Annotated in this window: 13 protein-coding genes; 11 read left to right on the top strand and 2 right to left on the bottom strand. The window is 38.2% G+C overall.

Annotated features, from left to right (window positions below; genetic code table 11):
- The first annotated feature begins 267 nt into the window (after positions 1–267).
- The 7 genes from HP552_RS11045 to HP552_RS11015 all read left to right on the top strand — a co-directional run bounded on the left by HP552_RS11045 (position 268) and on the right by HP552_RS11015 (position 5,980).
- The gene (locus HP552_RS11045) at positions 268–693 is read left to right on the top strand and encodes a hypothetical protein (protein WP_175395536.1); all 426 of its coding nucleotides are present in this window, start codon (positions 268–270) and stop codon (positions 691–693) included.
- A gap of 20 nt (positions 694–713) precedes the next feature.
- Complete coding sequence (locus tag HP552_RS11040) at positions 714–1,691, top strand: DUF6744 family protein (protein WP_175395535.1); 978 nt, start codon at positions 714–716, stop codon at positions 1,689–1,691.
- 93 nt (positions 1,692–1,784) lie between these two features.
- Positions 1,785–3,407, top strand: coding sequence for a Ycf46 family AAA ATPase (locus HP552_RS11035; RefSeq protein WP_175395534.1), 1,623 nt, complete (start codon positions 1,785–1,787; stop codon positions 3,405–3,407).
- 40 nt (positions 3,408–3,447) lie between these two features.
- Positions 3,448–3,825 (top strand): DUF1257 domain-containing protein, encoded by a 378-nt coding sequence (locus HP552_RS11030; RefSeq protein ID WP_175395533.1) that lies wholly within the window; start codon positions 3,448–3,450, stop codon positions 3,823–3,825.
- An 18-nt stretch (positions 3,826–3,843) separates the two neighbouring features.
- A complete protein-coding gene (locus HP552_RS11025) occupies positions 3,844–4,053 on the top strand; it encodes a DUF2997 domain-containing protein (protein ID WP_175395532.1) in 210 nt (69 codons plus the stop codon).
- On the top strand, positions 4,050–4,613 hold the full coding sequence (locus HP552_RS11020; RefSeq protein ID WP_312884278.1) for a 4Fe-4S single cluster domain-containing protein: 564 nt from the start codon (positions 4,050–4,052) through the stop codon (positions 4,611–4,613). The genes HP552_RS11025 and HP552_RS11020 overlap by 4 nt, the downstream gene beginning before the upstream one ends.
- A 278-nt stretch (positions 4,614–4,891) precedes the next feature.
- On the top strand, positions 4,892–5,980 hold the full coding sequence (locus HP552_RS11015; RefSeq protein ID WP_175395531.1) for an SH3 domain-containing protein: 1,089 nt from the start codon (positions 4,892–4,894) through the stop codon (positions 5,978–5,980).
- A gap of 119 nt (positions 5,981–6,099) precedes the next feature.
- Here HP552_RS11015 and HP552_RS11010 read toward each other — a convergent pair whose 3' ends face one another.
- Positions 6,100–6,489, bottom strand: coding sequence for a hypothetical protein (locus HP552_RS11010; protein WP_175395530.1), 390 nt, complete (start codon positions 6,487–6,489; stop codon positions 6,100–6,102).
- 106 nt (positions 6,490–6,595) lie between these two features.
- Complete coding sequence (locus HP552_RS11005; RefSeq protein ID WP_175395529.1) at positions 6,596–7,336, bottom strand: TIGR02391 family protein; 741 nt, start codon at positions 7,334–7,336, stop codon at positions 6,596–6,598.
- Positions 7,337–7,574: 238 nt separating this feature from the next.
- On the opposite strand from HP552_RS11005, the gene HP552_RS11000 reads away from it, so the two are divergent.
- The 4 genes from HP552_RS11000 (at position 7,575) to HP552_RS10985 (ending at position 12,225) form a co-directional block, all read left to right on the top strand.
- Positions 7,575–8,771 (top strand): S-layer homology domain-containing protein, encoded by a 1,197-nt coding sequence (locus HP552_RS11000; protein WP_175395528.1) that lies wholly within the window; start codon positions 7,575–7,577, stop codon positions 8,769–8,771.
- Positions 8,772–9,129: 358 nt separating this feature from the next.
- A complete protein-coding gene (locus HP552_RS10995; protein WP_175395527.1) occupies positions 9,130–9,318 on the top strand; it encodes a hypothetical protein in 189 nt (62 codons plus the stop codon).
- 71 nt (positions 9,319–9,389) lie between these two features.
- On the top strand, positions 9,390–10,781 hold the full coding sequence (locus HP552_RS10990) for a stalk domain-containing protein (protein WP_175395526.1): 1,392 nt from the start codon (positions 9,390–9,392) through the stop codon (positions 10,779–10,781).
- 229 nt (positions 10,782–11,010) lie between these two features.
- Entirely contained in the window at positions 11,011–12,225 is a 1,215-nt protein-coding gene (locus HP552_RS10985; protein ID WP_175395525.1) for an S-layer homology domain-containing protein, read from the top strand.
- Positions 12,226–12,347 lie beyond the last annotated feature (122 nt).

Raw genomic sequence — 12,347 nt, 5'->3', positions numbered from 1 at the left:
TTTAAACATTTGATTTCTAGACGTATTTGTGGTAATTTTAGAAAAGTGAATTCACGGTTTACACAGGGACGGTGTGTAACCAATAAAAACTCAATTAGAACAAGGAGTATTGGGGAATTACACAGTATGCGTTCTTCAATATTGCCATTCTAATTCAGGTTCATTGATTCTAAGAATCATACTTGTGAATGAATTTACCAAAATATCAAAAGGGAAATCCTTCTTCATTGAAGGGTTTCCCTTTTTTATTCAAAGGAGATGCCTGTAATGCCGAGAAAGAAACAAGAATCTTCTAGGATTCATGGCAACTACCAAGGCAGTATCAATATAGATTCATTACAACCAAGAATTCTTTCTGTCCGGTGTTGTCCATTCAACGTTGAACACATCGTCCATGGGAACTGCTTCTATCGAGGTGGTAGGCAGTGGTACTGTTCGGAATGTGGAGTTGAGTGGATCGCAAGTTTGCGCACAAAATCTGTTCGATATTTACGTTTAAATGAAGATGGATCTGCAGACTTGATTAAAACAATTCCGCTTGATTTTTTCAATGAATTCCGACAATCACAAGTAAAAGCTACTCCTTACTCATCAGCCGAGGTGCAGTCACAAATAAAAATCATCTTACCAACCAGAATGAAGCCAGTCCATTATGAACAATTGGACTTCTCATTCCATATCCATAATAACTAACCTTGAAGGGATCGATAAACATGAGAAAAATGTCGCTGGAAATGGCACAGGAAATTACTGCAGTTGGAATGGAAGACAAAGATAATGTGGAGCTGATGGGTTACCTAGTATGGTACTCTATCGGATTAAAACTAATTGACCGAAACGTATTAGAGTCACACGTTAGAGTGTCGGGAATTGATGAAGACTTGTTGCCTGGCCAAATAAGGATCCCCGATGCATTCCGAAGATCCACCAAAGCGATAGAAAGCAAACAAGCAGCGGAGGATGGTAAGAGATCTGAGAGAATTCTCGTACGTGAAATTGTTAATGACTCTGAACGCATTGTCCGGAGCATTGTAAGGGAGGTAATTGATCCCCAACAAGACGAAAAATTGCAGTATAACACAAACGAGGCCGTCATCACTTTCGAGAGAGATATCCGTCTATTACATTCAGATATTATCAATCCGGATATTAAACCGTTGGTGGATAGGGTACAAGAGTTATTTGTACAATACCAAACTACCCATGACGATTCTGCAGTACGTCACATGTGTATATCGTCTATTAAAAATATGTCGCCGGTAATGGTAAAGACATCTGGGGGCGTTTACTTTATCCCTATAAAACATGAGGAAACATTGCGTGCCTTCGTCAGATTTGTAAATCTTCTGGAGTGTAGCTCAGCATATATGATTCCTCTCATTAAAACCAAAGATACAATGGACCTGGTCCGTACAGCCACAGTGAGTCAGTTGAATTCGGCTTTAACAAATTTAAGAAATGCTTATGAGAATCGAGAGAGTTTAACACCTTCTGAAATCTCAAGTATTGTGAATGAGACCAACCTTTCGTTTGATGTCATTCAAGATTATCAAGGCCTACTTACTAGCGATCTACAAGAGATGAACTCATCCATTACTGATATGAAACGTATGCTTCACGCCGTTTCATCACTAAAATCCAAACGAAAGCCTCGAAGTCGTGGCACACGTCAATTATCCTTATTTGACTAACTATAGTTTTCACACTGAGATCTTTATCCCAGAAAAGGGGTAAGATCTCTTTTCTTTTTTATAAAAATCAAAAAAACTGAGGAGTGTTCAAAAATGAGTGAAACTAAAACTATTGAAAATTATATCCATGCATGCTACCCGGCTATTTGGATCAATACATTCGAGGAACAAAGATGTCTTGATTCTCTATCCGATATCGTTGCTAATGATCCTCATCTATCCATGAAAGTTTGGTCCTGTACTAATGGCTTTGTGGACCACATTAAAGAATCCTTTGAAGATACCGAAGACTTCGTTGAAGAAGGCAGTGAACCGATTCAATCTGAAGAACAAGACTCATCACAATTTATATCCGAAGATGCTTCTGGAACAACCAAGACTACCCCACAAGAGGCATTGGAATTTATCAATGAAGAGGACGTGTTTAACAGAATTTACGTCCTTAAAAACTTCCACCATTACATGGACAATCCATATATTCTTCAACTACTTAAGGATTCGATTAAGGGATGCGTGGCTGCTACAAATTACATCGTTTTTGTCAGCCCTAAAACGGTGATCCCTCCAGAAGTTGAGAAGGAAATCGCTGTTACAACATTTAGTCCTTTAACTATTGGTGAGTACGGTGAAATCTTAGACCGGCTTACCAAACCACAAAATGTCAAGATTAATGCGGAATATAGATCTCTGATTCTAAAGAATTCCTTAGGATTAACTGTGACGGAAGCTGAAAATGTCTACGCATTAGCCTGGACCAAGCACCGGGAATTTGCTGCAGAAGCGGTAAAAACTATTCAACAAGAGAAGGCCAGCATCATTAAGAAGACTGGTATTTTAGAATTCATCCCCCCTAGCAATAAAATATCCGATATCGGGGGAGCTAGTGAGTTTAAAAAATGGGGAGCCATTCGAAAGGAAGCCTTTTCCGAGGAAGCCAAGGAGTTTGGTGTACAGTCACCTAAAGGCGTTCTACTCTGTGGAGTATCTGGTGGCGGAAAGTCCGCGTCAGCCCGCGCATTGGGAAATCTGTGGGAATTACCCATCTTACGATTCAATATCGGAAAAGTATTTGGTTCGTATGTTGGAGAATCCGAAGCCAACATGCAGACCGCGCTGCGAACTTCTGAAGCCATGAGCCCCTGTATTCTATGGATCGATGAGATTGAGAAGGCGCTCTCTGGTATAGGGAACGATTCCTCTGGTGTAACCTCTCGTGTATTTGGAGAATTACTTACCTGGATGCAAGAGAAAGAACAAGATGTATTTGTATTGGCCACGGGCAATAACATTACCAATCTACCTCCAGAATTGCTACGGAAGGGAAGGTTTGATGAGATATTCTGGTTCGATCTTCCTGACCCGAATGAAAGGAAAGAGATTATAAGTATCCATCTCGAGAAACGCGGACGTACTGCCCTGGACTTCGACTTGGACAGTGTTTCCCTGGTCACAGACGGATTTGTAGGTGCTGAACTTGAACAAGTCATTGTAGATGGTATTGCCTTAGCATTTTTCGAAAAAAGTGAACTTCTCACTGAACATCTTATATCGGCTGCAGATCAAACAATTCCACTGTCCACCCAACGACAAAATGAAATCAGTGCTATGCGGGAATGGGCTAATCAATACGCTCGTAGTGCATCAGCACCGGTGACTAAAAAGCCACAACGTAGAAAAGTTGAGTCAACAAGTAGACCCGCCAGAAGGCTCTCATAATCTAACACATTCATAATCTAAACATATTGGAGGAATTCACATGTCACACACATCCCGTATCGAAACGATCATTACAAACATTCCTGCGCTTGAGCGTGCAGTCAAAGAGTTAAAACTGACTTTTGTTAAAGGTGGGATTGTTCGGGCGTACAGTAAGGCCCAAGAATTTCACGCGGATTACGTTATTCAGTTAAAAGGTCCCTATGACGTGGGTGTCATTAAAGTCGAAAAGAAATATGAACTTCGTACCGATTGGTGGGGAGGACACGTTGAAAAGGAAATTGGTAAGAATGCCGGTAGGTTACTGCAGGAGTATCAGATTGCAGTCGCCGTTATGGTTGCTCAAAGCCAGGGCCATACCATCATTAAACAAAAGCTGCCTAACGGCGCTATCAAAATGAGAATTCAACAAAGCTAATTAAAGAGGAGAGTATATATGAAGGAAGTAATCATATTAATCAGTCCAGATGGTGAGTTAACGATCGAAGCTATCGGATATAACGGGGACGGTTGCGAAGCTGCAACTGAACCTTACGAAAAGGGCCTTGGTAAGGTTTCGGAGCGATCATTCAAGAGTGAGTATAAACTTGCTTCAAGTCGCACCAAAAGCAAGTCAGCAACAAGAGGAGGCCGTACCTTAAGATGATGATAAAGATTCATGAAATAACTCCTTTCTCCGAAGTGAATGGACCTGGAGTTAGAACGGTCATCCATTTTCAAGGGTGCAAGTTTCAATGTCCAGGTTGTTTTAACCCTACAACTCATTCCCTTGATGGGGGAGTGAGTATGTCGTTATCCGAGATCATCTGTTCGATACCGGATACAGTAAGTGATATCACAATAAGTGGGGGAGAGCCTTTTCTTCAACCGAAAGCTTTGCTTGAACTAACCACAAGACTAAAGGGACTGGGGTATACGATCGTTGTATTTAGCGGGTTCTATATGAATGAGATTCGCAATCTGAAATACGGCAATGATATCTTGGTCAACATCGATGTTCTGATCGATGGCCGTTTTGATTCAACAGCTGCTTCTTTCCTGGGACTACATGGGAGTGATAATCAAACGTTACATTTCATTAGCAACAAATACTCCCACGCTGATTTTGTTTCTCGTGATGTCGAAATTCTTATTTCAGCAGACGGATCTACACAAATCACAGGATTCCCAACCGCGTCATTGCTTGCAAACTTCAATAACAATTAAAGAGAGGATAGATATTCGCTTATTAGTGAATATCTATCCTTTTTTTGTTTTAAACGCACCAGAAGGGCTCCTTTGAATACCTTTAGAGCGGTAATATATCGAGTAGGTATATACCACTACTTAACATTAAAGAGGTACAAGATACTGCCGATATATAGTATATACCTTAAGTTTAAGTATACATACTGCGTCTCCAGCATGTGTTATTTTGTATGTATGCCATGCTGTTAGTTTTTTCTTGTAATACAAATTAAATTAGAAGAAAGCGGGCTAACCTTGTGAAAAAAATCCTTATTATTTCTGTATTATTTATTTTACTTTGCGGTTGCAATAAATCACCTGCTACTAGTGATGCTGACATTTTGGAGAAAGAGAATGCTAATCCACCGGTTAGTAAAGTAGCTTTAAGTGAAAGTGAAATCGAGAACGAAGAAACAAAGCAAGAATCAGTCGAAACAGAAAAAACAGAAAATGGAGTACAAGAAGTGGAAGAGTCCAGTATCGAGAAAAAGGTTGATTACTGGAGAGTTATATCAGATACAATTAATTTACGTAAATCTCCTGATATAAAATCTCAATCAATTGCTATAGGGAAGAAAGATCAAGATCTAGAATACCTTCATCAGAAATATTTTGACCCAAGTGATAACCGAATCTGGTATAACATCAAAAACAAGCAAGGGACCATAGGGTGGGTTAGTAGTGTTGTCGTTGCTCCATCCGATGGTCAGAATTTCAATCAGAATGATAATCAAATTAGTTCACTACAAGTTATGATGAAGTCAAACATCCGAAAGGAACCGTCTATTGAGAGTGAATCTGTATCCATTGTACAAAAAGATGACCGCTTATACCCGACAGGCGGGCCTATAATAGATGGTGCTGACGGAAGAATTTGGTACCCAATTAAAACAAAATCAGATGAAACCGGTTGGATCAGTAGTAAAGTAATAGAACATCTCTCCAATACAAATCTTGATCTCAGCAACCCCGAAACATATGTAGGTAATTGGGACAGATTTTTAACACCAGCCGATGCTGATAATATGCTGATATCATTAACTCTAGAGAAAGAGAATAATGGATATTCATTTTACATCAATGACAAATATAATTACCTTGGAGTACATGCAGGCACAGCCGGGAAGGTAATCTTTGATAACCAGGGCAAGGGGCAGGCTACAATAAAAATGTCTTCTAAAACTGGTTCTGAGGGAGAATATGAATACACTTCCGGAAAAGGAACACTAACTCTCTTAGATACAGGGATTTTATATAATGGACCAATAATGTCCGGCAACGATGGATATAGTGACTATACTTTTTTTTTTGAGATGCAGTGGAAATATAACGAAGAGGATCTATAGTATTGAAGCACAGGCAGCTAATCAGAGGATTGGCTGCCTTCTTTTTGTATGTTCGGTTTATGACTACTGTTTCTCGAAAATATCTTCACTTTCTTCATTGATGTAGTTACAGATATAGATTAAAAAATATAAAAGAGGCGATCCAATGCCGCTAACACACATATAGGCACAAATGCAAGATATATAGTTATTCCTAAAATCCCAATGATTTGCGTGCTACCTAATTCATTTTTTGTAGGTTGGGAATCATAGTATAGCCCAGCTCGTATATCACCATTTGCCTTTAAAGCAGCTATATAGTTATCAATTCTATATTTCTCCCAGCCCCATGTTTCTTTTTCTTCAATTAGTTCATCTATAGTCTGAGGCCTATAATTCGTAACTTTTTGTAGATAATCATTATCTATAGCTCGTAATTCACTTTGAATTAATAGGATTACACAGAGAAGAGAAGAGGATATAGCTGCAAAAGTAAAGGGTACAGTGATAGCATAGCCCTCGTAAATCATATATTTGATCATCATATAAACTAGAAAACCAATTAAATTACATAGTACAAAAATGTACTTTATCTTCAAAGTTTCACCTACTTCATTATGATATTAAAGTTAAGATCTAAATTTCTGGCGTCATATTTACATATACTGCTTTATCCAATTGCCTGAATAAATAAGAAACAAAGCTTAGAATATCTAAACAATCCTGCTTATTCACTGGCCATGTTATTTTAGGCTCGTGAGCTGTTGGATTTCTAATAGCCTGCATGAGTCCTGAAGATAGAAATTTAATACCGTTTTGAGTATTAACTTCCGATTCTGTCGAACATTTTGTGATCTTTAAAACTCCGTTTTTAGCATCTAAAACATCCATCATCAGACTAGACCCGTCTCTTTGACTCTTAGACTTATCTTTTATTGCATAGTTGTAAGCTTTAGTTGCTTCAAAAACGGCATGAAAATAGTTACCCTGTATAAAAAACTCTCTGCAGTGCTTTACTACTTCAGGATGAAAATCTCTATTATAGAATGTTTGTATTTCATCCTTGTTGACTAAATTATATGAAAGACCGTTTTCCGACAAGATCTTGACTACTTCCTTTTCTGTTTCATCAGTAGTAGCTAATTCCTTGCAAAATTTGATTAACAATTTATCTCTAGATTCATTATCCATACTTACTTTTGCGAGAGTCATAATCCACTCATAAATTAATTTAGCTCTGCTCGATGTAATTGATTCCATAGGAAAACTATCTCTTTCAAAACCAAAAACTCCATTACCTATTCTGTCTATCTCTTTACCTGTTGAACTCGAGGTAAACACACTCCCTATCTTGATTGCAATTAGCTTGTAATTCATTACATATTCCCTTCTTTCTCTGCTCAAGATTACAAATTATACCTAAATACAACGTATTCGAGCATATATAAGCATTTTCCTTCAGGATCTTCTGGTAGGTTAAATGGTGTATGCATCTAGGAAAATCTTCAAGCTGCGGGATAGTTCAATAAATCACTTTGCCTTGAAAATTAATGTTTATAAACCGATAATATAGAAAGAAATTCAATAAAAAATAGTATAGATAGAAGGAGATTTCATGAAACACCTAAAAAAGATAGTTACAACTGCTTTATTTATGAGTATAGCTTTAGGAGTACATAGTGTAAGTGCAGATTCATCATTCAAAGATGTATCATCGACTCACTGGGCAACCAATGCCATACAATCTGCAGTGTCTAAAGGTTATTTCAAAGGCTACTCAGATGGTACGTTCAAGCCCAATGCACCTGTGACAAAAGAAGAATTTGCGGTGTTGCTCTCACGTGTATCCACTAACGAAACCAAGGAAGGCATAGCTTTTCCATCTAGTGTACTGGGACGTTGGAGTGAAGAGGGGGTAACTGATGCCATTTCTAAAGGATTTGTTTCAAGCAATGAGATTGCAGTTCCACAGGAAAGAATAACTCGGATTCAGATGGTCCGATGGATGGTTAACGGCTTAAGTGAGACAAGTTCAAGTTATGCTGAAGCTGCTGAAGCGACTATGGACACTGTAGTCCCCGTGGCAGAGTACTACAAAGGCGGCCTTAACAAGAAAGATTATGGTGATGTATCCGTGGCTTTAGGTACCGGTCTGATGACTGGTTTCACCAATGGTAGTTTCGGTCCGGATCAGACCACAACACGTGCGGAAGTAGCTTCGATTCTTTTACGTCTGGAAAAGATACAAGAGAAGGAAGCAAAAGAATACAGTCAACTTTTGGAATTGGTTGAAGTAGGTCTCAAAGCAACTAACGCTGAACTTATGGGAATCACTTTCAGTGGGAGCAATGCCGGGAAACCTGATGACATAGCAAATATACGTGGGATGGAGCACTCCATGAAATACAACAAAGGGACCATGTCTATCGATAGAATGATTGTAGTGGATCCTGCAAAGAAAGACTCTCTATATTACAAAATGTTTGTGGGAAGTAATTTTAGTGCTAATGCTAAAGGGAGCACTGGCAGTCTCATGTTGTTCACCTTGGTGACAACAACGCCTTCTGTAACGGTAGAAGATTGGGGAAATCAACTGGACTGGCATCACAGTAGACTAACTGCGTCCATGCCTTACACTTCTGATAGTATGAAATCCTACGGTTATCCTTATCTAGTTCGAGATATTAAAACCCAACTTGTAAAAGGGAAAACTTTTACTTACTGGGCGTTTGCTTCAATAGGGAAAACTGATGGTATGATCCAAGTTAAAGTGGGTGATAAAACTCTATCTTTTTCAACTCCTAGGTTATAGTGATACGTATTGCTGTACTACCGGTTTTAATATACATGCAAAAATGAGCGACTTGCAAAAGCAAAGTGGCTCTTTTTTATCAAAATAGAGGATAAAGTCGATCTTACGCTCCAATAAACTCATTGGAATGATTTGAATAAGGACTTAATTATAGATAATCACATTGAGGGGGGGCACTGCAGAAATGCTTACGATCCTTTTTACCTTCTATAAAATAAATTCGAATGAACCGATAATATAGTAGGCTTTAATTAATTCCAGCTAAAAATCGGTTTTTTTGTTTCAAAGTTGGTATATAATTGAGCAATTGTGAAACCCGCAAGTAAAAAAGCAACAAAATCACTAAGGAGGAACAATTATGGATAAGGATTTTCGTGCACGTATTGAAAATGCAAAAAGTGATGAAGAACTAGCTGCTTTGAAAGCTGAAATGGATGCCGAACTTGCTAAACTCAAAGGAATAGAAGACATTTTGAGTGGAAACCAAATAGAGATAGGGGGCAAAGAAGAAGTAGAAGGAGAAGAAGTAGAAGGAGAAGAAGAGTGAGAGTATAGTTTAAAGCTATGGATTAGAGAGGAATACAAAAAACAGTTGATTCAATATTTGGAGGAGTACATATGGTTAAGATAAGTAAAGCGTTGGTTGGGTCCGCGTTAGCCGCAACTTTATTTGTAGCTCCCTTTAACCTACAAGTAAGCGCAGAGCGTGGTGAATGGATGCCTATTGAAGTCAATCTTGATGGTAAAATTCTTGATCTACCTACAGATCCAGTAATTAAGAGTGGAACAACCCTGGTTCCTATGCGAGCTATCTTTGAAGTTCTAGGAGCTAAAGTAACTTGGGATGCAAAAACAAAGAAAGTTGAGGCTGTTAAGGATTCAACAACTATTGAACTAACTATCGGCAGTAAGTCAGGTAAAGTAAATGGTAAAGTCTCTGAAGCTTCTGTACCCCCTCAACTGGTAGAAGGTAATACTTTAATCCCCTTGCGCTATGTAAGTGAAGCTATGGGAATGCATGTAGCTTGGGTTGAGTCTGAAAGACAAGTATTTATTGCACAAGATAAAGAAATTGAAGGAACTACAATGGCAAGTGTTACAGCATTGTATAATAAATATGCACCGACATTTAAAGGTAACAGATACTCTGAGCAACCTTCCTACTCTGCTCCATATAAAGCTGGTAAGTTGAGTGATGGCTTCTTGCAAGACGGACTTAAGTCTGCTAACTTTATCCGTGAGATGGCTGATCTTCCTATATTGGTATTAGATGATCAACTTAATGAACAAGCAGCATATGGAGCCATGTTGTTGCAAGCAGCAAATGAGTTTAGTCATGCTCCATCCAAGCCTTCAGATATGTCTGAGGATGTTTACAAAAAGGGTTTTGCATCAACAAAGTCTAGTAACATTCACATGAGAACAGAAGGAGCTACACCCGTAGAACTTTCAGAAACAGTAAAATCTATGGTAAATGATGCTGGTGTTGCAGACCTCGGTCACAGAAAGTGGGTTCTGAATCCTAAGTTGTACAAAGTAGGATTCGGGTATGGTAGTGACTACCCAGAAGGTTCTACTGCAAATAAAACTAGTATGTCTTTAATGCAAGTATTTGATGAGAGTCAACCTGTAAAAGCTAATTATGATTATATTTCCTGGCCTTCTAAAGGATACTTCCCTATTCAATCTATGGAACTTAACATGATGTTTAGTGTATCCCTAAACCCTGATAAGTACCAAACTCCTGATTACTACAAACTAAGTGGTACAGTTACAAACAAAACTGATGGTTCTGTATTTAAGTTGACTCCTGATAAGACAGAAGGTTTCTACCTCCACCCTGCTGGATACGGTTCTGGACCAGTTATCTCTTTCCCTTACCGGGATGAAGATAAATTGTTCGATGCCCCAAAAGCAGGAGACGAATATGTAGTAGAGATCTCTGGTGTTAATAACACTAACGGAACTCCAGCTACAATTAAATACACTGTAAAACTGTTTGCCTTGTAACATCGTGTGGAAGCGTTCATTCGCTTCCACTTTCTATTTGTATTCTTAAATGGGAGAATGAAGTTTATTAGTAAGATTGCATTTGGATGTTTAGTCCGTGAAGTTATGCTTTGAAAAACAATCATCTATCTCGCGAATGCTTTAATTGACTTGAAAATTACTGTTTGTACGCCGATAATATATAAAGCAATTCGTCAGGTTAAAATACCGATACATAGAAGGAGATTTCATGAAACACATTAAAAAGATAGTTACAGCAGCTTTGTTTATGAGTTTAGCTTTAGGCGTACATAACGCAAGTGCAGAAGCATCTTTTAAAGATGTACCTCCGTCTCATTGGGCAAATAATGCCATTCAATCTGCAGTGTCGAAAGGTTACTTTAAAGGGTATAGTGACGGTACATTCAAACCTAACGCACCCGTTTCAAGAGAAGAGTTTGCTGTATTAATGGCTCGTGTATCTAGCAACGATCAAGTTAATTCTAGTGTAGAATTGAAAGACGTGACTGGTAGATGGAGTGAAACAGGAGTTACTGAAGCAGTTGCCAAAGGTTTTGTAAATGGTAATACATACGCTGTGAATGGATTTAAACCACAACAAGAAATAACAAGGGTTGAAATGGTTAGGTGGATGGTATCTGGATTACAGGTTAAAGATGGAGACTATTCAATTGCTGTATCAGATACAATGAATACAATTGTTCCAGTGGCAGAATTTTATAAAGGTGGACTAAGTGAGAAAGATTATGGAGTTATCAGTGTTGCATTAGGGACAGGCTTAATGAATGGATATAGCGATGGGAAGTTTAATCCCAATAAAACGACTACAAGAGCAGAGGTAGCAGCTATCCTGTTACGTTACGAACAGGTGCAGGATAAACAACCAGAGGATTACGGACAATTAAAGGAAATGAGAGAAATCGGTTTGACAGGAAGCAATATGTACACAATGGGAATTAAAGCAAGAAAACAAACTTATGGTACGGTAATGGACTTTGCAAATACAAGAGGTAAAATACATGATTTTGTAAGAAAAAATGGTACTTTTACTTTAGAAAATCTAATTGTAGTTGACCCACTCAAGAAAGAATCCTTGTATTATAAAATGTTTGTGACTGAAGAAGACAACAGAACTAAAGTTGGTCAAAATAAAGATGATTTTTTGTTGTTTACTTTATTCAAAGCGACTCCAAAAGTAGCTATAAAAAACTGGGCTGAGCAATGGACTTATACTCAAAACTTCTATACTTGGACTTATATGTATCAAACAAAAGGGCAGGATCTATATGGATACCCTCATCTACCAATGTCTACTGAAAAGTTTAGTGAGTTAATACCTGCAAATATAGAAACCAGTTACTGGGGATATTATTTTATTGAAAAGTCTGGTGGATTCAGAGTGGGATTTGGTGGCGCTAATGGGCTTGATTTGTATACTGAATAGCTATTAGTTGACTAAATGTTGTATATAAGCTATTTGCTTACGAAAGTAAGTGGCTTTCGTATGATAACAATAAAATTAAGTAATGCTTGAAATCAACTTATCTACTAAGGATAATTAAAAAC

Source organism: Paenibacillus xylanilyticus (genome assembly GCF_013359935.1).
Classification (GTDB): domain Bacteria; phylum Bacillota; class Bacilli; order Paenibacillales; family Paenibacillaceae; genus Paenibacillus; species Paenibacillus xylanilyticus.
This window is presented reverse-complemented; position numbering and strand designations above follow the sequence as displayed.

Bases quoted from the DNA above. Each gene is read 5' to 3' on its own strand.
- HP552_RS11035 (WP_175395534.1), top strand. From the start codon at position 1,785: ATGAGTGAAACTAAAACTATTGAAAATTATATCCATGCATGCTACCCG.
- HP552_RS11025 (WP_175395532.1), top strand. From the start codon at position 3,844: ATGAAGGAAGTAATCATATTAATCAGTCCAGATGGTGAGTTAACGATC.
- HP552_RS10985 (WP_175395525.1), top strand. From the start codon at position 11,011: ATGAAACACATTAAAAAGATAGTTACAGCAGCTTTGTTTATGAGTTTA.
- HP552_RS10990 (WP_175395526.1), top strand. From the start codon at position 9,390: ATGGTTAAGATAAGTAAAGCGTTGGTTGGGTCCGCGTTAGCCGCAACT.
- HP552_RS11000 (WP_175395528.1), top strand. From the start codon at position 7,575: ATGAAACACCTAAAAAAGATAGTTACAACTGCTTTATTTATGAGTATA.
- HP552_RS11040 (WP_175395535.1), top strand. From the start codon at position 714: ATGAGAAAAATGTCGCTGGAAATGGCACAGGAAATTACTGCAGTTGGA.
- HP552_RS11010 (WP_175395530.1), bottom strand. From the start codon at position 6,489: ATGATTTACGAGGGCTATGCTATCACTGTACCCTTTACTTTTGCAGCT.
- HP552_RS11030 (WP_175395533.1), top strand. From the start codon at position 3,448: ATGTCACACACATCCCGTATCGAAACGATCATTACAAACATTCCTGCG.
- HP552_RS11005 (WP_175395529.1), bottom strand. From the start codon at position 7,336: ATGAATTACAAGCTAATTGCAATCAAGATAGGGAGTGTGTTTACCTCG.
- HP552_RS11045 (WP_175395536.1), top strand. From the start codon at position 268: ATGCCGAGAAAGAAACAAGAATCTTCTAGGATTCATGGCAACTACCAA.
- HP552_RS11020 (WP_312884278.1), top strand. From the start codon at position 4,050: ATGATGATAAAGATTCATGAAATAACTCCTTTCTCCGAAGTGAATGGA.
- HP552_RS10995 (WP_175395527.1), top strand. From the start codon at position 9,130: ATGGATAAGGATTTTCGTGCACGTATTGAAAATGCAAAAAGTGATGAA.